Consider the following 21615-nt stretch of genomic DNA (forward strand, 5'->3'; position numbering starts at 1 on the left):
CCGGCGATCCGACCCCGCACGGGTCAGCCCAGCGGCGCCCGCACGGGGTAGTCCTGGCCTTCGAGGATGACCTGCGTCGCCGCTCCCGTCGCCCGGTTCACGACGACCGGTGCCAGCAGGTTGACGCTGACACCCTCGGCGGCGGGGTGGGCGACCACGAGCACGAAGGCGTCGTCCGCCGAGGAGAGAGCGAGGTCGGCGACCTGCGCGTCCGTGAGGGTCGGCGCGTACTCCGTGAGGACGGTGTTCGGGTCGACCAGGTAGAGCCGCAGGGCCTCGTCCTCGACCGCCCGCATCGCGAAGAGCCCGTCGGCGCCCTCGACCGGTGCGAGGGCGAAGTCCACATGGGGTGCCAGTCCGGGCGGCGGGGCCGTGAAGGTGAGCGCGGCGGTCATCGCAGGAAGTCCATCAGCGACGGCTGCAGCACGCGCGCGTTCACCGCGAGCGCCGAGCGGTACACGAGCTCCTGCGCCTGCAGGCGGATGAGCACCTCGACCGAGTCGACGTCCTCGACCGCGGCGCGGCGGGACTCGAGGGACACGGAATTCTGCACTGCCGCCTCCTTGGCGCGTTCGATCTGAGCCTGCCTGGTGCCGACCGCGCCCTGCACGCCCAGCATCGCCGTGCGGCGGTCGTCGATCTCCGCGAGCCGTGGTCCGACGTTGGTGCCGGAGCGGAGGTCGGCGACGATGCGGTCGACGAGGGCGAACACCGAGTCGTCGCCCGTGCCGAACACCGCCGCCCCGTCGGTGTCGACGCGGACGGACGCCGCGTCGGACACACGTCGCGTGACCTCGGAGCCGGCGACGCCGCTGTACGAGTAGTCGCCGGCGAAGGCCGCGGTGTCCGAGGTACCCGCGAACACGGACCGCCCGAGCAGCCGGGTGTTCGCCTGCGAGAGCAGCTCATCGCGGATGCCCTCCAGCTCCACCGCGAGGGCCTCCTTCGCCGCGGCGTCCAGCGCCCCGTCGTTCGCTCCCTGCGCGGTGAGGTCCCGCACCCGCGAGAGCAGTGAGGTGCTGGAGGTGATCGCCGTGTCGGCCGCGGTCACCCACGCCAGGCCGTCGTCGATGTTCCGCGCATACTGCTCGGTGCGCCGTTGCTCGGCGTGCAGGGCGAGGGCGGCAGCGGCCGCGGCCGGATCGTCCGAGGGCGCGGCGAACGCCTTCTGCGACGTGGCCTGCTCCTGCAGACGGGCGAGCTCGGAGAGGTTGGACTGCAGCTGGCGCATCGCCGTCTGCGTCATCGTGGTCTGGGTCACGCGAGAGATCATGGGGCTCCTCCGGTCAGCGTCCGACGACGCCCGTGCGGTTGATGAGGACGTCGAGGGCCTCGTCGACGGCGGTGAGCACGCGGGCCGCCGCCTGATAGGCGGTCTGGTAGGTGAGGAGGCTGATCGTCTCCTCGTCGCCGTCCACGGCCGCGACCGACTGCTGGGCGCCGACGGCGCCGACCGCCGCCGCATCCGACGCCTTCGCACGCTGCACATCGGCCGCGGTGGACACGCCGAAGCGGGTCACCTGGTCGGTCCACAGCGCATCCGGAGAGGTCGCGCGCTGCCCGATCTGGGAGATGAGGTCGGCGTTGGTCGCGTCCTTGGAGCCCGCTCCGGGCGAGGCGAGGGCCAGGTCGGCCGCCGAGGTGACGGCCACCTGCAGCCCGAGCGCGGCGGAGCCGGTCGCCGGCAGCGTGAAGAAGTCGCCCCCGGGCTGTCCGGACGCCGTGACACCGGCGCGGTGCTGCGCGTTGAGCGACTCCGCCAGCGCCGTGGCCACCCGGTCGTAGGTGGCGGCGAGCTGTGCCAGCATCCCGCCGTCGGCGGCCGGGGCGAGCACCGCGAGCGAGCCGCCGAGCTCTCCGCCGTCGACCACGAGGGGAAGATCCGGGACCGACTCCCAGACCACGCCGACGCGGGGTGCGCCGTCGATCGTCGCCGCGCCGGTCAGGGCGAGGTGACGCGCGTCGCCCCCGGAGACCAGGGCGTTGCCGCCGAGGCGGACCGTGAGCGTGCCGTCCGCCTCCACGGTGGCGGTGCCGCCGGCGAGCCGGGCCACGTCCTCGGCGAGCAGATTGCGGCGGTCGGTGAGCTCGTTGGCCGAGCGGCCCGAGGCCAGAGCGTCGCGGATCTCGGTGTTCAGCACCGCGATCTGGTCGGCCGCGGCGTTGACCTGGCTGACGGTGCGCTCGGCCGTTCCCCGTGCGGCCGTCCACTGCGCGGCGACGGTGCGATAGCCGCCGGAGATGTGGGCGGCGAGCTCCTTCGCCGACTCCAGGATGCTCGCGGCCGCGGCCCCCGAGTCGGGGGTGTTGGCGAGATCCTGCCACCCCGCCCAGAAGTTCGTCAGCCGGTTCGCGAGGCCCTTGTCCGTCGGTTCCGCGAGCGCCGACTCGGCGGTCGTCGCGGCGAGCGCGCGGGTGGCCCAGTAGCCGGAGGCCCCGAGGGTGTCGCGGACCCGGGCGTCGAGCAGCGCGTCGCCGAGGCGGGACACCCCGTCGATGGAGACGCCGTGTCCGGGGAGCGCGCCCATGCTGAAGCGCCCCGTCTGCGCGACGGCGGCGATGGAGGAGGTCTCGACGCGCTGCCGCGTGTACCCCTCGGTCTTCTGGTTGGCGATGTTCTGCCCCACCACATCCATGCCCCGCCGCGCGGCGGCGAGGCCGCTGGCGGCGGTGGTCAGTCCACTGAAGGTCGACATGAATCCCTCTCGGTCACATCTCGGTGTCGATGATGCGGGCGGCATCCTCGCGGGCGCGGTCGCCGCGGGTGGTGTACTCGCCGCTCTCCTGGCCGAGAGCGGCGATGGTCTCCTGGGTGGCGCGGAGCACTCCGCTGAGCTGCTCCGCGGCGGCGTCGCGCATCTGCTCGACCTCCGCCGTCAGCTTCACGAGCGCGCGCATGTGGTCGGTGAAGACGTCGCCCCAGGCCCCGTCCGGGGCGTGCTCGATGAGCTGGCCGATCGTCGCGTCCTGAGGAGCCCCCCACTCCTCGGCGACGCCGGCGACCTCGACGGCCCTGGCCAGGCTCGCGGCGCGCAGGCGGTCGAGCACCTGATCGATCTCCCTGGCCGCGAACTGGATCCAGTGCGACCGGCCGGCGGCGAGCAGCAGCTGTTGCTCGTCGAGCTTGAAAAGCAGCATCTCGAGCAGCTCGCGCTCGCGCCAGAGCTGCATCGATAGTTCGTTGGCTCCCATGATCCCCTTGTCCCCAGCGATCCCCCGCCCCACGCAGGTGCGATCGGCCCGCCTGTTAACGGTTCATAAATCTCTATCGGCCACCGCGCCCCTAAGGTTACTATGTGGACTGGCGGCGGTTAGTGCTCCCCATGGACATATCCCGGACCTTGTGATATGACCATCTACCCCTCGCCATGGAGCTTCCGGAGTGCATCCAGAGAGGTGGATCATCCCCCATGTCGTCGCGCGCTGAGCGCAACCGCCTCGTCGAGGCCAACCTCCCCCTGGTCGGCTACCTCGCTGCAGACACCCATGCTCGGGCTACCCATATCCCCCGCGAAGAGCTCGCCGCCGTCGGCGCGCTCGCCCTCGTGACCGCCGCCGACGCCTACGACCCCGCGCTCGGCGTCCCGTTCGGCGCGTACGCCCGCCGCCGCATCCTCGGCGCGTTCGCCGACGAGATGCGAGCCATGGACTGGGCGTCCCGCGGCATCCGCAAGCGCATCAAGGAGACCGTCGCCGTCCGCGACACCCTCACCGCCGCCCTCGGTCGCACGGCGACCGCCACCGAGATCGCCACCGCCATGGGCTCCCCCAAGGAGGCGGTGGTGGAGGCCCTCGCCGACGCCGCGCGCACCGTCGCCCCGCTCGACGACCCCGCCACGCGGGACCTCGTCGCCGACATCCCCCTGCCGGAGGAGTCCGCGCTGGTCGGCGAGCGACGCGAGGTGCTCGAGCACGCCATCACCGCTCTCCCCGAGCGCATGCGGCGCATCGTCGTGGCCGTCTACGTCGAGGAGCGCCCCGTCAAGGAGATCGCCGAGGAGCTGGGCGTGACCCACTCGGCCGTCTCGCAGCAGCGGGCGGAGGCGGTGCGCCTGCTCCGCGACGCCCTGGACCGCTACTTCGCCGAGGGCGGCACAGAGACCACGACCACCACCCGCGTCTCGCCCGCCGCGCGGGATGCGTACTTCGGCCGCATCGCCGAGGCCGCCGGCGTCCGGATCGGTGAGGTCTTCCGCGCCGCCGCCCCCGCCTAACGCGTCCGCATCCTCCGCCGATAGGTGAGAGCAGGAGACCACGGATGGTCTCCTGCACAACACATCACGGAGGAAACCCTCATGGGTATGCAGATCAACACCAACGTGGGCGCGCTCAACGCCTACCGCAACCTGTCCAACACGCAGAACGACCTGTCGAAGTCGCTCGAGAAGCTCTCGAGCGGTCTGCGCATCAACCGCGCCGCGGACGACGCCGCCGGCCTCGCGATCTCCGAGGGCCTGCGTTCGCAGGTCAACGGCCTGAACGTCGCGGCTCGCAACGCCCAGGACGGCATCTCGGTCATCCAGACCGCGGAAGGCGCCCTGACCGAGGTGCACTCCATCCTGCAGCGCGTGCGCGACCTGACCGCTCAGGGTGCGAACGACTCGAACAACGCGAAGTCGCGCGAAGCGATCCAGACTGAGATCGGCGCCCTCGCCGACGAGCTCACCCGGATCGCCGACAGCACCAACTTCAACGGCATCAAGCTGCTCTCGGGCGGCACGACGCTGACGTTCCAGGTGGGTGCGGGCGCGGTCGCCGCCGAGGACCAGATCTCGGTCGGCCTGACCAACTTCGCCAACCTCGGCACCACCATCGAGACGCTCGCCGGCACCATGACCGACGCGGCATCGTACGGTGCGGCTCTGGCGGGCATCGACACGCAGATCCAGGCGGTCTCGACCGCACGTGCCGGCTACGGTGCGCTGCAGAACCGCTTCGAGTCGACCATCAACAGCCTCAACGTGTCGGCCGAGAACCTCGCCGCCGCCGAGAGCCGTATCCGCGACACCGACATGGCGTCCGAGATGGTCAAGTTCACGTCGGCGAACATCCTGTCGCAGGCGGGAACGGCCATGCTGGCCCAGGCCAACCAGGCCAACCAGGGCGTGCTCCAGCTGCTGCGCTGATCCGCGCCGCCGCACGGAATCACTCCGGGGGTCCGGGTGACGGCTTCGGCCATCGCCCGGACCCCGCCGCACACAGAAGGGAAGCCGCATGTCGCTCTCGCTCGACGGCCTCGTGTCGGGGCTCAAGACCACCGAGGTCATCAAGGCCCTCATGGACGTGCACGCCATCCCCCGCACGCTGCTCAAGGCCAAGATCGACGACAAGAACGTCGTCATGACGCAGCTGCGCACCCTCAACACGGCCGTGCAGAACCTCGCCGCCGCCGCCGAGAAGGCCGCAGCGCCCGGCGGCCTCGACCGCTTCACCGGCAGCGCGTCGTCCGAGTCGGTGAAGGTCGCCCTGCGCACCGGCGCCGCGCCCGTGTCCACCGACATCGTCGTCGACCGCCTCGCCCAGGCGCACACGGTGGTCTCCGCGTCCGCGAGCCGCTGGCCCGCGGACCCGCCCGTCCTGACGCTCGAGGACGCCACGGGGAAGCGCGTCCAGGTGCAGGCCGACTCGACGTCGATGCAGGACATCGCCCAGGCCATCAACGACGCCGACACCGGTGTCCTCGCCACGGCCGTCCCCGCCGGCAAGGACGCCGACGGCACCCCCGTCTACCGCCTGCAGCTCCGGGCCGAGGAGTCCGGAGAGGCGGGACGCTTCCGCGTCTACGCGGGCGACCTCGCCGCGGTGGCAGCCGGCACCGCCACGGACGTGTCCACGGAGCCCGGCGCCGCCGTCATCGCCACGGGCACGGATGCGCAGCTGCGCCTCTGGACCGGCACGGCGGCCGAACAGGTCATCACCTCGTCCGGCAACACGTTCACCGATCTCTTCGAGGGCGTCGACGTCACGGTCTCCACCGTCTCGACGACCCCCGTCACGGTGACCGTCGCCGTCGACGGCGAGGCCAGGACCAAGGCCTCCGGCGAGTTCATCGCCCTCCTCACGGACATCTTCACCCGCATCGACAACGGCTCGAAGGCGACGGTCGCCGCGGGACAGGGCGAGAAGACCACCCTCGGCGTCTTCACCGGCGACAGCACCATCCGCGGTCTGCGGACCGCCCTCGCCGACGCCGTGCAGCACCCCGTGGACGGCGTCTCGCCGTCCACGATCGGCATCTCGACCGACATGTACGGCAAGCTCACGTTCGACCAGGAGAAGTTCTCCGAGGCGCTGGCGAAGGACCCCGCGGCCGTCGGCGCGCTCTTCTCCGCGGTCGCGGCACGCGTGGAGCAGACGGCGACCTCGTACTCCGACAAGTACGACGGGCTGCTCACCTCGCGGATCACGGGTCAGGAGAGCGAGGTCAAGAGCCTCGGCGAGCAGATGGAGCGCTGGGACGTGCGCCTCGCGCAGCGCAAGGCGTCGCTGGAGCGCACGTACGCGCGCCTCGAGGTGATGCTGTCGCAGATGCAGTCGCAGTCGTCGTACCTCGCCTCCCAGATCAACGCGCTGCCGAGCAGCCGCTCCGGGTCGGACTCGTGAGCATGAACGCCGCCCTGCGTGCCCAGCAGCGGTACCGCGAGGACGCCATCCTGTCCGCCCCGCCGGAGCGCCTGGTCACGATGCTCTACGACCGGCTCCTGCTCGACATCGAACGCGCCGAGACGGCGCAGCGGGCGGCCGACTGGACCGAGGCCAACACCCAGCTCCAGCACGCGCAGGCGATCGTGGCCGAGCTGTCGTCGTCCCTCACCGACGACTGGAGCGGCAGCGCCGGGCTGCGCTCGCTGTACGTCTTCCTCTCGCAGACGCTGATCGGCGCCAACGTCGGCCGCGATCCGGAGCGCACGCATGCCTGCCGCGAGCTCGTCGTGCCGCTGCGCGACGCCTGGCACGCCGCCGCCCTGGCCGTCGCGGAGGGCCGCGCATGACGGACGAGGACTGGGCCACGCTGCTCGACCGGCTCGAAGCGGACGCCGACCGGATCCTCGCCGCGCCGGCGGGAGCCGTCGAGGTGCACGACATCATCCCCTGGGCGCCGCCGTCCTCCCCGCTCCCCCCGCACCTGGCCGATCGCGCCCGTGCGGTGATCGACCGGCAGCACGCCGCCATGGAACGCGCCAGGTCGGAGCTCGAGGGGCTGCGGCAGCACCTCGGTGCCGTCCGGCGCGTGCCGGCACCCCGCTCTCCCGATGCCCCCGCCTACCTCGACGTGGACGGGTGAGGAACCCTCCTAACGAATCCGCACGGACGGCCGACAGTCCCCCGAGAGCACGGATGGCTCGCAAGACTCGGCCAGGGAACGGCCACTTCACCCACACACGGGGAGCCGGTTCGTGTTCGACTCTGTGACCATCACCGCACTGACCAGTGCGCTGAACGGCCTCTCGCTGCGCCAGCGAGCCATCGCCGACAACATCGCCAACATCAACACCCCCGACTACCACGCCAAGCGCGTGCAGTTCGAGGCCGCGCTCGCCGACTCGATCGCCGCCGGTGACGGGGACGTGTCCGCCACGGTCGGGACATCGCTCGAGCCGACACGGCTGAACGGCAACAACGTGAACCTCGACACCGAGACCCTGTCCAGCATCGACACCATGCTCCGCTATCAGTTCGCGACGCAGGCCGTGAACGGATCGTTCTCCTCGATGCGCACCGCGATGAGGACGTCATGACCTTCGACGCCATCGGGATCGCCGGCACGGGACTGACCGTGCACCGGAAGTGGCTCGACGCCATCAGCGACAACATCGCCAACATCAACACCGCGACGTCGACCGACGGCGCGGCTTTCCGGGCGCGCTACATCCTGGCGCAGACCAGCGACCAGTCCCCCGGGGTCTACGTCGCCGGGACCGTCCAGGGCGACGCGGAGGGCCGGCTCGTGCACCAGCCCGACCACCCGCTCGCCGACGCCGACGGCTACGTGCGCTACCCCGACATCGACCTGGGAGACCAGATGAGCCAGCTGATCCTCGCGCAGCGCGGATACCAGGCGAGCGCGGCGATCGTGGACCGCGCCCGCACCTCCTACGAGGCGGCGCTGCAGATCGGGCGGAACGCGTGAGCGCCGTCGCCGGCATCGAGGCCGTCGCCTCGTCCCTCGGCATGACCACCTCGCCCGTGACGGGTGCGAGGACCGGCGACGACACGGCCTTCGCGAACAGCGTCACCGGGGCGATCGACGAGCTGCGCTCGCTGCAGTCCGAGTCCGACACCCTGAAAGTCGCCGCCGTGACCGGCGACCTCGACGACATCCACGCCGCGATGATCGCCTCGTCGCGCGCCGCGGTCACCCTCGAACTCGTCGCCGCCGTCCGCAACAAGGGCGTCGACGCGTTCAACGAGATCATGCGGATGCAGGCCTGATGCCCCCGGCAGTGACCGGGGCGTTCCAGCGGATGCGGCGGGTGATCGCCGGATTCTCGCTCGCGCAGCGGACCATCGCCATCATCGGCATCGCCGTGCTCGCACTCGGCATCGTCGCCCTGTCCAGCTGGCTCACCCGCCCCACGTACACACCGCTGTTCTCGGGGCTGAACGCCACGGACGCGAACGCCGTGGTGGAGCAGCTGCGCTCCGCCTCCGTCCCCTACGAGCTCGCCGACGGCGGCGCCACCGTGCTCGTCCCCGAGAAGGACGTCTACGACCAGCGGCTCGCGGCCGCGTCCGCCGGACTGCCGAGCGCCGGATCGGCCGGGTACTCGCTGCTCGACGACATGGGCGTCACCACGAGCGAGTTCCAGCAGTCGGTCACCTACAAGCGCGCGATCGAGGGCGAGCTCGCCGCCACGATCTCCGCGATCGACGGCGTCTCCGCGGCCTCCGTGCAGCTCGCGATCCCCGAGGAGAGCGTCTTCGTGTCGGAGACCGTCGACGCGACGGCCTCCGTGTTCGTGGAGACCGCCGGACGCACGACGCTCGACCAGAAGCAGGTCGAGGCCATCGTGCACCTCACCTCGGCCGCCGTCAGCGGCATGAAGCCGGAGAACGTGGCCGTCGTCGACCAGACCGGGCGGACGCTGTCGACCGTGGGCGGTGGAGCCACCGGCGGCCTCGACCAGCAGGCGAGCGACTACGAGGCCCGCGTGGCCGCGAGCGTGCAGCAGATGCTGGACACCGTGGTCGGCCCGGGCAACGCGACCGTGACGGTGGTCGCCGAGATCGACCGCTCGGTGAACGAACGCGTCGAGGAGACGTACACGCCGGCCGAGGGCGCGCCCCCTCTCACCGAAGAGGTCCGCGAGCAGAACAGCAACGGCTCCACCTCGGAGGCGGGCGTGCTCGGTCCGGACAACATCGCGGTTCCGAACGGGAACGGCGACGGCACCTACCGGTCCTCCGAGGAGACGCGCACCAACGCGGTGAACAAGGCCACGGAGAGCACGTCCACCCCCGCCGGAAACCTGCTGCGGCAGTCGGTGTCGGTCGCCGTGGACGCCGGTGCGGGCGGAGACCTCAGCTCCGCGCAGCTCAGCGACCTCGTCGCCACCGCAGCCGGCATCGACCGCACCCGCGGCGACGAACTCGCCGTCGAGCTCGTCGCGTTCAGCCAGACGGACGCCGAGGCCGCCCAGGCCGCGCTGCAGGCGGCGAAGGAGGCCGAAGAGGGCGCCCGTCAGGCCGCGCTCCTGAACACCGTCATCATCGCCGCCGCCATCGCCATCCCGCTCATCGCCGCGATCACCGCGCTGATCATCCGGTCCCGACGGAAGGCGGCGGGTGTGGAGGAGTTCGACCAGCTCTTCGGTGACCGGCCCGCCGAGCTCGCCGCGCTCTCCGCCGACGCACCGACGGCCGTGCTGGAGGCGCCGACCACCCCGCTCGCCTTCCTCGAGCCGGTGCCGGATCTCGACCCGGACCCCGAGCCCGAGCCCGCGCAGATCAGCCTCGAGCGCCGCCGTGCCGAGATCGACGCCCTCACCCGGCAGGACCCGCAGCGCACGGCCGAGCTGCTGCGCACGCTCATCGACGACAGGTCACGGGCATGAGCGGACTCACCGATCGGCAGACGGCCGCCATCGTCCTCATGAACCTCGACCGCGCGCAGGCCGTCGAGGTCATGAAGCATCTCTCGGAGACCGAGGCCGAGGCCGTCGCCGCCGAGATCATCGGGCTGCAGGACCTCGATGCGGAGACGACCGCCCAGGCGCTGGGACAGTTCCATCGCATCGCGGCCGGGCACCTGCCCCCGGCCCGCGGCGGGCGCGACATCGCCGCCGGGCTCCTGGAGGCCTCCTTCGGGTCGGAGCGGGCGGCCGCCGTGCTCGGCCGCGTGGGCTCCACGTCGATGAGCGCCTCGTTCGACTTCCTCGCCTCCGCCGACGCCGCCCATCTCGCCACGCTCCTGGACGGCGAGCTGCCGCAGACCGTCGCACTCGTGCTCGCGCACCTCCCCGCCGATCAGGCCGCCGCCGTGCTCGCCGCGCTGCCCGACCCCGCCCGGACCGACGTCGCGCAGGCGATCGCCACCATGGGCACCGCCTCCCAGGAGGCCATCGCCATCGTCGCCGACGCCCTCAAGGCGCGGACCGGCAGCCTCGCGTCGCGGGACAGCCCCGAGGTGCTCGGCGGCGTCGAGCCGCTCGTGGAGATCATCGGCCGCTCGGGGGCCACCATCGAGAAGGCCCTGCTGGCGAGCATCGAGGACCGCGACAGCGCCCTCGCGGAGGACATCCGCTCGCGCATGTTCACGTTCGCGGACATCGTCAAGCTCGACGACCGGGACACCCAGCGCGTGCTGCGGGGCATGGACATCCGGTCGCTGGCGCTGGCCCTCAAGGGCGCCCAGCAGCCGATCGTCGATCTCATCCGCCGCAACGTGTCCGAGCGCAACCGCGAGAACCTCGACGAGGAGGCCAGGACGCTGGGCCCCGTGCGCGTCTCCCAGGTCGAGGAAGCGCGGGCCGAGATCGTCCGCACGATCCGGGCGCTGGAGGCCGCCGGGGACATCACCGTGCAGCGGGCCGACGAGGACGAGTATGTCTACTGACGCCTTCGCCCCCGCCGCGTTCCCCCGGCTCGGCGGCTCGGACCACCGCGGGGAGCAGGAGCGCGCGCGCCGCCGCGGGTACGCCGAGGGCCACGCCGCGGGCTTCCGGGCGGGCACGGCCGACGCCGAAGCCGCGCACCGCGCCGCCGCGGCCGAGCAGGCGGAGCGGGAGCGCCATCGCGCCGAGGAGATGGCCGCCGCGGTGGCGGCCCTGCACGCCGCGGCACGCTCCCTGGCGGAGCGGGAGGCGGAGCTGGAGGCCGCCGCGACGACGCAGGTGCTCTCCCACGCGATCGACCTCGCGGAGCTCCTCCTCGCGGCCGAGCTGAGCGATGCGGGCACCGCGGCGGCCGCTGCGGCCCGCCGCGCCCTGAGCGCGACCGCGCCGGCCGCGGTACGCAGCCTCCGCGTCCATCCGGAGGATCTCCGGCTCCTCGCCGCGGAGACCGGAGACGACCTCGCCGCATTCCCGCTCGTCGCCGACGACACCCTCGCCCGCGGCGACGCCGTGGCCGTGCTCGCGCACGGCGTCATCGACGCGAGGGTCGGGACGGCGTTCGAGCGCGCGCGCCGCGCCCTCGCGGAGGGCACGCCGTGAGCTCCTGGGCGGCGGTGCTCGAGGCGGCGCGGCCGGAGCGCATCGGCGAGGTCTCCCAGGTGCGCGGACTCAGCGTGCAGGTGCGCGGGCTCGACGGCGCCATCGGGGACGTGGTGACGCTCGACGGCATCGACGCCGAGGTCGTGGCGACGGGCGAAGACGGGCTGCGCTGCATGCCGCTCGCCCCGGTCGCCGGACTCACCGTCGGCGCCCCGGTGCGCGGCCGGGGCGGCCCGGTGCGCGTTCCCACCGGACGCGCGCTGCTGGGCCGGGTCCTGGACGGCCTCGGGCGTCCCATCGACGGCAAGGGTCCGCTCGCGGCGCCGCAGGTGACCCTGGATCACGACACCCCCTCGATCATGGAGCGCGATCGCATCGACACCCCGCTCCCCCTCGGCGTGCGCGCGCTCGACACCCTCGTCAGCGTCGGCCGAGGGCAGCGCGTCGGCCTGTTCGCGGGATCCGGCGTGGGCAAGTCGTCGCTGCTGTCGATGATCGCCCGCGGCACCGAGGCCGAGGTCACCGTCATCGCCCTCGTCGGCGAGCGGGGCCGCGAGGTGCGCGAGTTCATCGAGGACGACCTGGGCCCGGAGGGACTCGCCCGCTCGGTCGTGGTCGTCTCCACCTCGGATCAGCCGGCGATGGCCCGCATCCGCGCCGCCTTCACCGCCACCCGGATCGCGGAGGCCTTCCGCGACGACGGGGCGCACGCGATCCTCATGATGGACTCGCTGACCCGCGTCGCCATGGCCCAGCGCGAGATCGGGCTCTCCGCGGGCGAGCCGCCGGCCACCCGCGGCTACCCGCCCTCCACCTTCTCGCTCCTCGCCGGACTGCTGGAACGCGCCGGCACCGACCGCGCCGGCTCCATCACGGGCATCTACACCGTGCTCGTCGACGGCGACGACCACAACGAGCCGATCGCCGACGCGGTCCGCTCCATCCTCGACGGCCACGTCGTACTCGACCGTGCCCTCGCTCTCGCCGGTCACCACCCCGCCATCGACGTCCTCGGGTCCGTGTCCCGCGTGGCCGGCAAGATCACGAGCCGGGAGCGCCGCGCACAGGCGGCCACCCTCCGCGCCGTGCTCGCGGCCCGACGCCGGGCGAACGACCTCATCGACATCGGCGCCTATCACGCCGGCGCCGACGCCCGTATCGACGCGGCGATCGCCCATGAACGGCCGATCTCGGCGTTCCTCACCCAGCCGCTCGACGAGACGAGCGCGATCGACGACTCCTGGGCCCGGCTGGAGAGCCTCGTCTCCGCCTTCGAGGGGGTCTCATGAGCAGAGGGTTCTCGCTCGCCGGTCTCCTGCGCGTCCGGGAGATCCAGGAACGCGCCGCCGCGCAGCGTCTGTCGCGCGCGGTGATCGACGCGCAGCACACCGAGGCCAGGGACCGGGCCCTGCGCGCGCACCTGGCCGGCACGGACACGGAGGCCGTGGACGTCCGTGCGCTCGCGGCGCTCGCGGCGGCCCGGGTCTCCGGCCGGGCGCTGCTGGCCGACCTCACGACGCTGTCCGCCCTCCAGCAGGAGACGGTCGCCGAGGCGCGGTCCGCGCACGCCGACGCCCGGCGCACGCTGCGCGGCCTCGAGCGCCTCGCGGACGGCCACGCCGAGGCGTTACGCGCCGCCGACCTGCACGCCGAGCAGGCGGAGCTGGACGAGATCGCCTCCCGCTCCCGGACGGAGGGCTCGGCATGACCGCTCTCGACCTCCTCGCCGCGCTGGACGTGCGCCCCCCGCGCTCCGCAGCCCCGGCCGGCCGCGGCGGCGCCCCCGGAGCCGCCGCCTTCGCCGACGCCGTGCGCGATGCCGCGCGGGAGACGGAGCCGGCCGGCCCCGCGTCGCCCGAGGACCCCGCGACCGACGCGGCCACCGGGAGCGACGGCACCGCGGCCGTTCCCGCCGACGGTGCCGTCGCCACTCCGCTTCCGCTCCCGGCCCCGTCGCCCTCGGGGTCGGTGGTCGCGCCGCCGGCGATCCCGACTGTCGTTCCGCCGGACGCCGGCCCGACGGCGGTTCCGACGCCGCCCGAGGGAGAGCAGACTCCGGCGACTCCGTCTCCGGCACCTCCGTCTCCGGCGGGTCCGGCCATCTCCGGCACCGACGCGCTCTCCCTGCCCGCCGTCGAGTCCGCCTCCCCCGCGGCGACGCCTCCTCGCGCGGAGGCGGTGCCCACGGCGGCCGCCATGGCACCGGTCGACGCACCGGTCGACGCCGGAGCGGTCCGGTCGGCCCCCGCTCTCGCGTCGTCGGCCCCATCGACCGCGCCTCCGACGACCGGAGCCGTCGTGCCGTCCCCGCCCTCCTCGTCCATCGAGGCAGCGGCGAGCGCGCGTACCGGCGAGGACGGCGGGACGAGCGCAGGATCGGACGGCAGGACGTCCCGCCTCGCCGGCCCGGCGCCGGACGGAGCGACGGCCACGCTCGCGCTCCCGACCGAGGCCACGACCGTCCCCGAGACCTCCACCGTGTCCGGGACGCCCTCCGTCCCGGTGCCGTCCGCCGCCACCCCCGCGGGCCCGAGCGCCGTCGACCCGGTCGCAGCCGGGTCCACGCCCGCGCCGAGCCCGGTCGCCGCCACGGCCACCGCGCCCGTCACGCCGCCGAGCGCCGTCCCCGCACCGGTCCGACCGGCCCTGCTCCCCCAGGTGGCGGCTCCGGTGCTGTCCCTGGCCCAGGCCCCCGACGGCGATCACCGGATTACGCTCACCGTCTCGCCGGAGAACCTCGGTCCCGTCACCGTGCGGGCCCACATCGCCGGCTCCACCCTGCGCATCGAGCTGCAGGCCCCGAGCGAGATGGGCAGGGACGCCCTGCGCGCCCTCCTCGTCGATCTCCGCCGGGACCTCGCGGTCGCCGCGCCGCACGCCACCCTGAGCCTCAGCACAGGGGACGGCTCGTCCTCCTCGCCCCAGCACGGCGCGACGACGCACGGCCAGACCGGGAACGGCGACCCGGACACCCCGCGCCCGCCGACCACCCCGCGTCCCCCGGCCTCGGCGCCGACCGCTTCCCCGCCCCCGCCCGCACCGCCCGCCGCGCCCACCGGCGGCATCGACGTCTACGCCTGATCAGAGAGGACTCCATGACCACGGTCGACTCCATCACCGGCACCCTGCCCCCGGGTGCCACGCCGACGTCCGGTGTGCAGACCGGCAGCACGACGCCGGCGACCGAGCGCAAGAAGACCCTCGACTCGGAGGTGTTCCTCAAGCTGCTCGTGACCCAGCTCACCAACCAGGATCCGAGCTCGCCGATGAACACCAACGAGATGATCTCCCAGACGACGCAGCTCGCCTCGATGGAGCAGCTGACGGCGCTCGCGTCAACGAGCACCGAGAGCTTCGCGCTCAGCATGCGGCAGACCGCCGCCGCCCTCCTCGGGCAGGAGGCCCAGTACGTCGACGCCGACGGCGTCACCCAGAAGGGCGTCGTCACCGCGGTCTCCTACGCGGGAGCCGTCCCCACCGTGACCATCGGCGAGAAGTCGATCCCCCTCGACGCGATCTCCGGCGTCTCCCTCGTCCCCGGCACCGCTGCCTGACCCCGCTCCCCAGAAAGGCACCACCATGCTCCGTTCCCTCTTCTCCGGAATCTCCGGACTCCGCTCGCACCAGACCATGCTCGACGTCACGGGCAACAACATCGCCAACGTCAACACGACCGGCTTCAAGGCGTCCTCCGTGCAGTTCCAGGACTCCCTCTCCCAGCTCCTGCGCAACTCGATGCTGCCGCAGCAGGCGGCCGGCGGGCAGAACCCCGCCCAGGTCGGACTCGGCGTGCAGGTCGCCGGCATCAGCACCAACTTCGCCGGAGGAGCCCCGCAGCCGACCGGCGTCCCCACCGACCTGATGATCTCGGGCGACGGCTTCTTCGTCGTCCGCTCCGGCGGCGAGACCCTCTACACCCGCAACGGCGGTTTCACATTCGACGCGAGCGGCCGTCTCGTCGGGGCGGGCGGAGCCCTCGTCCAGGGCTGGACCGCGACCAACGGGGCGATCGTCCCCGGTCAGGGCATCGGGGACATCACGCTCCCCGTCGGCGCCCTCAGCCCCGCGGCCGCCACCACCACCGCGCGCGCCACCGGCAACCTGCCCTCCGGTGCCGCGGTCGGCGAGACGCTCGTGCGCGACATCAAGACCTACGGCGCCGACGGCTCCGCGTCCACCCTGCGGCTGACGTTCACGCGCAGCGCGACCGGGTGGGACGTCACCGACGGGGCGGGCGCGAGCACCGCACTGACCTTCACCGACGGGGTGCAGAACGGCGCCGGGAGCATCGTGTCGGGCGGCGTCACCGTCGACCTGTCCGGTGTGACCGGCTTCGCCGACGTCAGCGACATCGCGATCAAGGAGCAGAACGGCAAGCCGGCGGGCACGCTGAGCTCCTACGCGCTGACGAACGACGGCAGCCTGGTCGGCACCTTCAGCAACGGCGACACCCAGGTGCTGGCACGCATCGCGCTGGCCGGGTTCGTGAACCCCGGCGGCCTGGAGAAGGTGGGCTCCTCGCAGTTCCGCCCGAGCGGTAACTCCGGTCAGGCCGAGCTCGGACAGCCGGGCACCGGCGGCCTCGGCGGCATCATCAGCGGCGCGCTCGAGATGTCCAACGTCGACCTCTCGCAGGAGTTCACCAACCTCATCGTCGCGCAGCGCGGCTTCCAGGCCAACGCCCGCATCATCACCACGAGCGACGAGGTGCTGCAGGAGCTCACGAACCTCAAGCGCTGACCCCTCCCGAGACCCCGTCTTCGCGCCGAAGCCCCGCCGTGTCCACGTGGATACGGCGGGGCCTCGACGATGGAGCGGGGTCTCGCGGGGTTGGCCGGTCAGACGTAGATGCCGCGCTGCTCCATGAAGAGCACGGGGTTGGTGTACCCACCGTTGATGTAGACCTCGAAGTGCAGGTGGCAGCCGAACGAGCGTCCCGTGTCGCCGGCGTAGGCGATGACCTGACCGGACTGCACCCACTGCCCGCTGCGGACGATGATGCCACCGGGCTTGATGTGCGCGTACCCCGTGCTGACGCCGCCGCCGTGCTGGATGCGCACGTAGTTGCCGTAGTTGCCGTTCGGGCCGGCGTAGTCCACCGTCCCGGAGTTCGCGGCGTAGATCGCGGCGCCGCAGCCGTTGGCGAGGTCGGCCCCGTAGTGGAAGCTCGACGAGCAGCCCTGTGGACCGCAGATGGGCGTGCGCGGACCGTAGCTCGAGCTCCGCGCCCCGCCGTGCGGGCGCACCCAGCCGCCGTTGCCCGGCGTGCCACCGCCGCCGCCACCGCCACCACCGCCGCCGCTCGTCCCGCGGCCGGCCGCAGCCGCCGCCGCGGCAGCCGCCGCCGCCTCGCGCTTGCGACGGGCTTCCTCCTCGCGCCGCCGTGCCTCCACGCCCGCCTGGTACCCCGCGACCGTCTTGGTCGTGGTGTCCTTGAGCGCCGCCAGCTGGGCCTTGAGGGTCTCGAGGTTCGCCGCCTGCTCGTCGAGCGCGGCCTGGGCCGCGTCCGCCGCCTGCTGCGCCGCGACCATCTTCTGCTCGGCGACCTGCTGCAGGCGGTCGCGCTCGTCCCTGGCGACCTGCGCCTGCGCGGTCAGAGCCTGCGCGGTGTTGCGCGCCGAGACGGCGTTGTCGTAGGTGGTCTGGTTGTACTCGAGGAACTTGTTCATGGTGCCGAGCCGCGACAGCAGCTCGTCGGCGTTGGCTCCCGACCCGGCGAAGAACAGCTCCAGTGCGGTGTCGTCGCCGCCGCTGCGGTAGAGCTGGGCCGCGATCTGGCCGGCCTTCTTCGCGGTCTCGTCGGCGAGCGCCGCCTTCTCGTCGGCCTGGGCCTGCAGGGCGTCCGCCTCGGTGATCGCGGCGAAGTAGGCCTGCTGCGCCTCGAAGAACTCGTCGGACGCGACCTGTGCCGCCGCCTGGGTCTCCGCGACCTTGCGCTCCAACGACTGGATCAGCCCCTGGATCCGGCTGACCTCGCCGGCCTTGGCCGCCTCGTTGTTCTTCGCGCGCTGCACGTCGTCCCAGCTCGGGTACGACGCGGCATGCGCGGCCGTGACCCCCGAACCGACGCCGAAGGCGGCGAGCGCGACGACGCCCAGCGCGCCGATCCCGAAGGCATGGCGCCGGCTGACCGGCTGGTTCCACAGCGCGCCGCGTTCGGCAGCGGTCGGCGCGCAGCCGCACTCCTCGGCCGCCGTCGCCGCGGCCTTCTCCACGTTCCGATCCCGCACAAGGCTCCCTTCGCCCGCTGCTCATCGTCCCCCGCCCCTGGTCCCTATCGGCGACGACGCGCCCGCCGTGAGAAAGATCCCGCTCGGTCCGACCCCGCGCTAACGCGCCGCAGCACCCGGCCGACAGTCCTCTCCGACAGCCCAGGACGGGCCGTCGGTTCCCCGCTCTCGGGCGGGGCGAGCTTTTTCCAGGATGGAGCCCATGATCGTCCTCACGCGCCTGAACCGTTCCCGGTTCGCGGTGAACCCCGACCTGATCGAACGTGTCCAGGCCACGCCGGACACGACGATCATGATGGTCGACGGCGCGACCTTCGTCGTCACGGAGACGATGGACGACGTGATCGCCCGGATCACCCGCTTCCGCGCCGGGGTCCTCGCGACCGCGGCCGCACTGGTCGCGGCCGGCGACGAGGCCGGCGCTCCCGCCGTATCCGTCACGGGAGGGGACGCCTGATGGATCCGTCTCTCATCCTCGGGCTCGTCCTCGCGTTCGGCGCCCTGATCGCCATGATCAATCTGGAGGGCGCGACGATCGGGTCGCTCCTCCTGCCCGCGCCGATGGTGCTCGTCTTCGGCGCCACGATCGCGGTCGGGCTGGCCAGCGGCACGCTGCGCGACGCCCTGCACGCCGTGAAGTCCCTCCCCCGCGCGTTCCGCGGGGAGCGCCGCACCGCGCAGAGCACCATCGACACGGTCGTCGGCTACGCGGAGAAGGCCCGCGCCGAAGGGCTCCTGGCGCTGGAGCAAGGGCTGGACGAGGAGAAGGATCCGTTCCTGCGGCAGGCCCTGCAGAGCATCGCCGACGGCACCGACGCGGAAGACCTCCGCGTGCTGCTCGAGGACGAGCTGTCGTCCACGGCCGCCCGGAACCGCACCGCCTCCCGCTTCTACATGACCCTCGGCGGGTTCGCCCCCACGGTCGGCATCATCGGCACGGTCGTCTCCCTCACCCACGTGCTGGAGAAGCTCGACAAGCCGGACACCCTCGGACCCATGATCGCCGCGGCCTTCGTCGCCACACTGTGGGGCCTGCTGTCGGCGAACTTCATCTGGCTCCCGATCGGCGGCCGCCTGCAGCGTCTGGGCGAGCTGGAGCTCGAGCGCATGACGGTGCTCATGGAGGGCATGCTCGCCGTCCAGGCCGGTGCCGCCCCCGCGCACGTGCGCGAGCGCCTGAGCGCACTCGTCTCCGATCGTTCCCCCGGCCGCTCCCGCCGCCGCGAGCAGCCGGCGGAGGCGGCGGCCGAGCACGAGGACCTCTTCTCATGAGCGTGCGCACCCGACGCCGCGTCCAGGAGTCCGAGCACAGCGGGCCGGACGAGCGCTGGATGGCGTCGTACCTCGACATGGTGACGGTGCTGATGTGCATGTTCATCGTGCTCTTCGCCATGTCGACCGTCGACCAGGAGAAGTTCGAGGCCCTGAGCGCGTCCCTCGCGACCGGCTTCGGCCAGGAGCCCTCCGACGACATCGATGTGACCAGCGGCGTCGTCGTGCCGCCCGAGCTCGTGGACGACGAGGGCGAGGACTTCGCCGACACCGGGCTGGAGGCCGCGCAGCGCGAGTTCGACGAGCTCTCCGCCCTCCGCGAGCGCCTGCGCCAGGTGCTGGCGGACCGGGGGCTCGAAGCCGACGTCACCTTCACGATCGACGAGCGCGGTCTGACCATCGGACTCGTGAGCGCGGAGACCTTCTTCACCACCAACAGCACGGACCTCAGCCCGGCCGCGACGCAGGTGCTCGATGCGCTCGGGTCGGTCCTCGTCTCGGCCCCCAACGAGATCTCGGTGGAGGGGCACGCCGACGCCCGCGGCTCGGTCGCCCCCTTCCCGACCAACTGGGAGCTCTCCGCCGGGCGCTCCACGCAGGTGCTGCGCTACCTCGTGGAGGCCGCCGGCCTGCCCCCTGCCCACCTCAAGTCCGTCGGGTTCGGCGACACCCGCCCGGTCGCCGCCGGCAGCACGCCGGAGCAGCTCGCGGAGAACCGCCGGGTGGACATCGTCATCCTCTCCGATGCCAGCGAGGAGGTGCGAGCGCTGATCCCGGCCGCGGGTGCCGCGCAGACCTCCCCCTGACCCGTCCCTAACGCACGCCGCTCACCGCCCGATAGTCGGGTTCGTGGTGATGGATGACGGCGTGCGCTCTCGGGCGCGCGCGGAGACGGCGATCGCCGACGTCGAGGTCTACGACTTCGGACGCGCGGCGACGCTGTCGCGCGAGCACGCCCGCACCCTGGAGCTCGCGTTCGAGACGTTCGCGCGGCAGTGGTCGGCCCAGCTCTCCGGCAAGATCCACGTGCGCGCCACCATCGCCGTCGAGCACGTCGGCATGCTCACATACGGCGAGTACGCGCAGTCGCTTCCCACCACGACGACCATGATCGTGTGCGCGCTGCCCGATTCGGACGAGCGCATGATCGTCCAGGTGCCGATCCCGACCGCGACCTCATGGATCGTGCAGATGGTGGGAGGACGATCGACGTCCACCGCCGAGGACCGCACCTTCACCCCGATCGAGCAGGCGCTGATCCGATCGCTGATCGCCGACGCCATCGACCACCTCACCGGCAGTCTCGACGGCCTGCTGCCCGCAGGCGTGGCCGTCGCCGGCATCCAGTACAGCTCCCAGTTCGCGCAGGTGGCCGCCGCCGGGGAGCCGGTGATCGTCGCCCGCCTGTCGATGCGCCACGGCGGCCGGACGGTGCCCGCCAGCATCATGCTCCCCGCGTCGGTCCTCGCCGGGTTCGCGGTACGCGCCTCCGACGCCGACCGCACCGAGACCCCGGGACTGGTCCGGCGGCAGGTGGAAGCCGCCCCGGTCGAGGTGGCGCTGCGGCTGGCCCCCCGCACGGTGCTCCCCCGCGAGGTGCTCGATCTCGCCGTCGGCGACCTGCTGCCCCTGCCGCACGCCGCCGACCGTCCCCTGCTCCTCACCGTGGGCGACCAGACGGTCGCGACCGCCGCCGTCGGCAGCGCGGGCGCCCGGCTCGCCTGCGTCGTGACCGCCACCGTCCCCGAAACCGCCCCCGCTCAGGAGTCCGCGTGATCAGCACCACCGCCTACGAGTCCGCCGTCGCCGCCGCGTTCGCGGCCCGGCTGCCCACCGCCGCACCGGTCACCGCGCGCGCCTCGCAGGTGTCCGGCGACACCGGCGACGCGGTGGTCGCGCAGTTCGTCGGCGAGGCGAGCGCCCAACTCGCGGTGCAGCTCCTCGACGCCGACGTGCTCGTCGACGGCCTCGGGGACCGCCCGCTCACCGACCGGCTGCTCGACGCGCTCGAGGCCGCGGCGACCGCCCTCGGTCCGGGCCTGCTCGGCGAGGCCGCGGTCGGCGACGCCTCGGCCGTGTTCGCCGACCCGCAGACCCAGCTCTTCGACCTCGTGGACCACACCGAGCGGATCATCGGCCGCCTCGCCGTGCGGATCACCCACCGCCCCGCGCGCCCGACCGGGGCCGACGGCCGCCTGCACCGCATCGCGGGCGTCGAGATGGAGCTGACGGTGGAGATCGGCCGCACCCGCATGGCCGTCCGCGACGTGCTCGACCTCGAGCCCGGTCGCATCGTCGAGCTCGATCGCTCCGCGGGCGCCCCCGCCGACGTCAAGCTCAACGGCCGCACGATCGCGCACGGCGAGGTCGTCGTCGTCGACCAGGACTACGCGGTGCGGATCACCCGCATCCTCGAGAACGTCGAGGCCTGACCCTGGACGACCTCCTGCTCGCGCTGC

The 21615-nt window shown here is 72.8% G+C and carries 26 protein-coding genes; 21 read left to right on the forward strand and 5 right to left on the reverse strand.

From position 1 onward, the window contains the following. Positions 1 to 23: 23 nt before the first annotated feature. Genes AB0300_RS12345 through flgN form a run of 4 tightly spaced genes read right to left on the reverse strand, consistent with a single transcriptional unit; the run spans position 24 to position 3192 of the window. Positions 24 to 395 (reverse strand): flagellar assembly protein FliW, encoded by a 372-nt coding sequence (locus AB0300_RS12345; protein ID WP_025104338.1) that lies wholly within the window; start codon positions 393 to 395, stop codon positions 24 to 26. Then, complete coding sequence (gene flgL / locus AB0300_RS12350; protein ID WP_126894310.1) at positions 392 to 1273, reverse strand: flagellar hook-associated protein FlgL; 882 nt, start codon at positions 1271 to 1273, stop codon at positions 392 to 394. The genes AB0300_RS12345 and flgL overlap by 4 nt, the downstream gene beginning before the upstream one ends. 13 nt (positions 1274 to 1286) lie before the next feature. Continuing rightward, entirely contained in the window at positions 1287 to 2696 is a 1410-nt protein-coding gene (flgK, locus tag AB0300_RS12355) for a flagellar hook-associated protein FlgK (RefSeq protein WP_126894311.1), read from the reverse strand. 13 nt (positions 2697 to 2709) lie between these two features. After that, positions 2710 to 3192: a flagellar export chaperone FlgN gene (flgN, locus tag AB0300_RS12360; RefSeq protein WP_025104341.1), complete on the reverse strand. Its 483-nt coding sequence runs from the start codon at positions 3190 to 3192 to the stop codon at positions 2710 to 2712. 218 nt (positions 3193 to 3410) lie between these two features. On the opposite strand from flgN, the gene AB0300_RS12365 reads away from it, so the two are divergent. The 16 genes from AB0300_RS12365 to AB0300_RS12440 all read left to right on the forward strand — a co-directional run bounded on the left by AB0300_RS12365 (position 3411) and on the right by AB0300_RS12440 (position 16394). After that, complete coding sequence (locus tag AB0300_RS12365) at positions 3411 to 4214, forward strand: sigma-70 family RNA polymerase sigma factor (RefSeq protein WP_025104342.1); 804 nt, start codon at positions 3411 to 3413, stop codon at positions 4212 to 4214. An 81-nt stretch (positions 4215 to 4295) separates the two neighbouring features. Continuing rightward, positions 4296 to 5126, forward strand: a complete 831-nt coding sequence (locus AB0300_RS12370) for a flagellin (RefSeq protein WP_025104343.1) — start codon at positions 4296 to 4298, stop codon at positions 5124 to 5126. A gap of 88 nt (positions 5127 to 5214) precedes the next feature. Next, complete coding sequence (gene fliD, locus AB0300_RS12375; protein ID WP_366216102.1) at positions 5215 to 6603, forward strand: flagellar filament capping protein FliD; 1389 nt, start codon at positions 5215 to 5217, stop codon at positions 6601 to 6603. Positions 6604 to 6605: 2 nt separating this feature from the next. Then, positions 6606 to 6992, forward strand: a complete 387-nt coding sequence (fliS, locus tag AB0300_RS12380; RefSeq protein ID WP_366216103.1) for a flagellar export chaperone FliS — start codon at positions 6606 to 6608, stop codon at positions 6990 to 6992. Further along, the gene (locus AB0300_RS12385) at positions 6989 to 7285 is read left to right on the forward strand and encodes a hypothetical protein (protein ID WP_315108315.1); all 297 of its coding nucleotides are present in this window, start codon (positions 6989 to 6991) and stop codon (positions 7283 to 7285) included. Before fliS ends, AB0300_RS12385 begins: the two co-directional genes overlap by 4 nt. Before the next feature lie 112 nt (positions 7286 to 7397). Continuing rightward, positions 7398 to 7739: a flagellar basal body rod protein FlgB gene (gene flgB, locus AB0300_RS12390; protein ID WP_025104347.1), complete on the forward strand. Its 342-nt coding sequence runs from the start codon at positions 7398 to 7400 to the stop codon at positions 7737 to 7739. Next, positions 7736 to 8131 carry a flagellar basal body rod C-terminal domain-containing protein gene (locus AB0300_RS12395; RefSeq protein ID WP_025104348.1) on the forward strand — a complete coding sequence of 132 codons (396 nt, stop codon included), beginning with the start codon at positions 7736 to 7738 and terminating at the stop codon, positions 8129 to 8131. The genes flgB and AB0300_RS12395 overlap by 4 nt, the downstream gene beginning before the upstream one ends. A 41-nt stretch (positions 8132 to 8172) precedes the next feature. Then, a complete protein-coding gene (fliE, locus tag AB0300_RS12400; protein ID WP_315108331.1) occupies positions 8173 to 8433 on the forward strand; it encodes a flagellar hook-basal body complex protein FliE in 261 nt (86 codons plus the stop codon). Beyond that, positions 8433 to 10055 (forward strand): flagellar basal-body MS-ring/collar protein FliF, encoded by a 1623-nt coding sequence (fliF, locus tag AB0300_RS12405; protein WP_126894313.1) that lies wholly within the window; start codon positions 8433 to 8435, stop codon positions 10053 to 10055. Before fliE ends, fliF begins: the two co-directional genes overlap by 1 nt. Continuing rightward, the gene (gene fliG, locus AB0300_RS12410) at positions 10052 to 11056 is read left to right on the forward strand and encodes a flagellar motor switch protein FliG (RefSeq protein WP_062635821.1); all 1005 of its coding nucleotides are present in this window, start codon (positions 10052 to 10054) and stop codon (positions 11054 to 11056) included. The genes fliF and fliG overlap by 4 nt, the downstream gene beginning before the upstream one ends. Next, complete coding sequence (locus tag AB0300_RS12415) at positions 11046 to 11654, forward strand: FliH/SctL family protein (protein ID WP_025104352.1); 609 nt, start codon at positions 11046 to 11048, stop codon at positions 11652 to 11654. Before fliG ends, AB0300_RS12415 begins: the two co-directional genes overlap by 11 nt. Then, entirely contained in the window at positions 11651 to 12943 is a 1293-nt protein-coding gene (locus AB0300_RS12420) for a FliI/YscN family ATPase (RefSeq protein WP_366216104.1), read from the forward strand. The genes AB0300_RS12415 and AB0300_RS12420 overlap by 4 nt, the downstream gene beginning before the upstream one ends. Further along, the gene (locus tag AB0300_RS12425; RefSeq protein WP_085605853.1) at positions 12940 to 13362 is read left to right on the forward strand and encodes a hypothetical protein; all 423 of its coding nucleotides are present in this window, start codon (positions 12940 to 12942) and stop codon (positions 13360 to 13362) included. Before AB0300_RS12420 ends, AB0300_RS12425 begins: the two co-directional genes overlap by 4 nt. Then, positions 13359 to 14735, forward strand: coding sequence for a flagellar hook-length control protein FliK (locus AB0300_RS12430; protein WP_366216105.1), 1377 nt, complete (start codon positions 13359 to 13361; stop codon positions 14733 to 14735). The genes AB0300_RS12425 and AB0300_RS12430 overlap by 4 nt, the downstream gene beginning before the upstream one ends. 14 nt (positions 14736 to 14749) lie before the next feature. Further along, positions 14750 to 15208 carry a flagellar hook capping FlgD N-terminal domain-containing protein gene (locus tag AB0300_RS12435; protein ID WP_025104356.1) on the forward strand — a complete coding sequence of 153 codons (459 nt, stop codon included), beginning with the start codon at positions 14750 to 14752 and terminating at the stop codon, positions 15206 to 15208. 25 nt (positions 15209 to 15233) lie between these two features. After that, positions 15234 to 16394, forward strand: coding sequence for a flagellar hook protein FlgE (locus tag AB0300_RS12440; protein ID WP_303708572.1), 1161 nt, complete (start codon positions 15234 to 15236; stop codon positions 16392 to 16394). A gap of 98 nt (positions 16395 to 16492) precedes the next feature. On the opposite strand, the gene AB0300_RS12445 is transcribed toward AB0300_RS12440, so the two are convergent. Next, positions 16493 to 17869, reverse strand: a complete 1377-nt coding sequence (locus AB0300_RS12445) for a M23 family metallopeptidase (RefSeq protein WP_036292979.1) — start codon at positions 17867 to 17869, stop codon at positions 16493 to 16495. 217 nt (positions 17870 to 18086) lie between these two features. Between AB0300_RS12445 and AB0300_RS12450 the strand changes: the two genes are divergently transcribed. The 5 genes from AB0300_RS12450 to fliN are packed head-to-tail and all read left to right on the forward strand — an operon-like array spanning position 18087 to position 21588. After that, the gene (locus AB0300_RS12450; RefSeq protein WP_249521002.1) at positions 18087 to 18341 is read left to right on the forward strand and encodes a flagellar FlbD family protein; all 255 of its coding nucleotides are present in this window, start codon (positions 18087 to 18089) and stop codon (positions 18339 to 18341) included. Continuing rightward, the gene (locus AB0300_RS12455) at positions 18341 to 19156 is read left to right on the forward strand and encodes a MotA/TolQ/ExbB proton channel family protein (protein ID WP_025104360.1); all 816 of its coding nucleotides are present in this window, start codon (positions 18341 to 18343) and stop codon (positions 19154 to 19156) included. The genes AB0300_RS12450 and AB0300_RS12455 overlap by 1 nt, the downstream gene beginning before the upstream one ends. Then, positions 19153 to 19962, forward strand: coding sequence for a flagellar motor protein MotB (locus AB0300_RS12460; protein ID WP_025104361.1), 810 nt, complete (start codon positions 19153 to 19155; stop codon positions 19960 to 19962). Before AB0300_RS12455 ends, AB0300_RS12460 begins: the two co-directional genes overlap by 4 nt. Before the next feature lie 49 nt (positions 19963 to 20011). Then, positions 20012 to 20932, forward strand: a complete 921-nt coding sequence (locus AB0300_RS12465) for a flagellar motor switch protein FliM (RefSeq protein WP_164498194.1) — start codon at positions 20012 to 20014, stop codon at positions 20930 to 20932. Continuing rightward, a complete protein-coding gene (gene fliN / locus AB0300_RS12470; RefSeq protein WP_025104363.1) occupies positions 20929 to 21588 on the forward strand; it encodes a flagellar motor switch protein FliN in 660 nt (219 codons plus the stop codon). Before AB0300_RS12465 ends, fliN begins: the two co-directional genes overlap by 4 nt. The last annotated feature ends 27 nt before the right edge of the window (positions 21589 to 21615 follow it).

This window comes from Microbacterium sp. NPDC078814 (genome assembly GCF_040702645.1).
Classification (GTDB): Bacteria; Actinomycetota; Actinomycetes; order Actinomycetales; family Microbacteriaceae; genus Microbacterium.

Bases quoted from the DNA above. Each gene is read 5' to 3' on its own strand.
- AB0300_RS12385 (WP_315108315.1), top strand. From the start codon at position 6,989: ATGACGGACGAGGACTGGGCCACGCTGCTCGACCGGCTCGAAGCGGAC.
- AB0300_RS12455 (WP_025104360.1), top strand. From the start codon at position 18,341: ATGGATCCGTCTCTCATCCTCGGGCTCGTCCTCGCGTTCGGCGCCCTG.
- fliG (WP_062635821.1), top strand. From the start codon at position 10,052: ATGAGCGGACTCACCGATCGGCAGACGGCCGCCATCGTCCTCATGAAC.
- fliS (WP_366216103.1), top strand. From the start codon at position 6,606: ATGAACGCCGCCCTGCGTGCCCAGCAGCGGTACCGCGAGGACGCCATC.
- flgN (WP_025104341.1), bottom strand. From the start codon at position 3,192: ATGGGAGCCAACGAACTATCGATGCAGCTCTGGCGCGAGCGCGAGCTG.
- fliF (WP_126894313.1), top strand. From the start codon at position 8,433: ATGCCCCCGGCAGTGACCGGGGCGTTCCAGCGGATGCGGCGGGTGATC.
- AB0300_RS12395 (WP_025104348.1), top strand. From the start codon at position 7,736: ATGACCTTCGACGCCATCGGGATCGCCGGCACGGGACTGACCGTGCAC.
- fliD (WP_366216102.1), top strand. From the start codon at position 5,215: ATGTCGCTCTCGCTCGACGGCCTCGTGTCGGGGCTCAAGACCACCGAG.
- AB0300_RS12415 (WP_025104352.1), top strand. From the start codon at position 11,046: ATGTCTACTGACGCCTTCGCCCCCGCCGCGTTCCCCCGGCTCGGCGGC.
- AB0300_RS12425 (WP_085605853.1), top strand. From the start codon at position 12,940: ATGAGCAGAGGGTTCTCGCTCGCCGGTCTCCTGCGCGTCCGGGAGATC.
- AB0300_RS12465 (WP_164498194.1), top strand. From the start codon at position 20,012: ATGGATGACGGCGTGCGCTCTCGGGCGCGCGCGGAGACGGCGATCGCC.
- AB0300_RS12450 (WP_249521002.1), top strand. From the start codon at position 18,087: ATGATCGTCCTCACGCGCCTGAACCGTTCCCGGTTCGCGGTGAACCCC.
- AB0300_RS12435 (WP_025104356.1), top strand. From the start codon at position 14,750: ATGACCACGGTCGACTCCATCACCGGCACCCTGCCCCCGGGTGCCACG.
- AB0300_RS12370 (WP_025104343.1), top strand. From the start codon at position 4,296: ATGGGTATGCAGATCAACACCAACGTGGGCGCGCTCAACGCCTACCGC.
- AB0300_RS12430 (WP_366216105.1), top strand. From the start codon at position 13,359: ATGACCGCTCTCGACCTCCTCGCCGCGCTGGACGTGCGCCCCCCGCGC.
- AB0300_RS12345 (WP_025104338.1), bottom strand. From the start codon at position 395: ATGACCGCCGCGCTCACCTTCACGGCCCCGCCGCCCGGACTGGCACCC.
- AB0300_RS12440 (WP_303708572.1), top strand. From the start codon at position 15,234: ATGCTCCGTTCCCTCTTCTCCGGAATCTCCGGACTCCGCTCGCACCAG.
- AB0300_RS12365 (WP_025104342.1), top strand. From the start codon at position 3,411: ATGTCGTCGCGCGCTGAGCGCAACCGCCTCGTCGAGGCCAACCTCCCC.
- flgK (WP_126894311.1), bottom strand. From the start codon at position 2,696: ATGTCGACCTTCAGTGGACTGACCACCGCCGCCAGCGGCCTCGCCGCC.
- fliE (WP_315108331.1), top strand. From the start codon at position 8,173: ATGACCACCTCGCCCGTGACGGGTGCGAGGACCGGCGACGACACGGCC.
- flgL (WP_126894310.1), bottom strand. From the start codon at position 1,273: ATGATCTCTCGCGTGACCCAGACCACGATGACGCAGACGGCGATGCGC.
- AB0300_RS12460 (WP_025104361.1), top strand. From the start codon at position 19,153: ATGAGCGTGCGCACCCGACGCCGCGTCCAGGAGTCCGAGCACAGCGGG.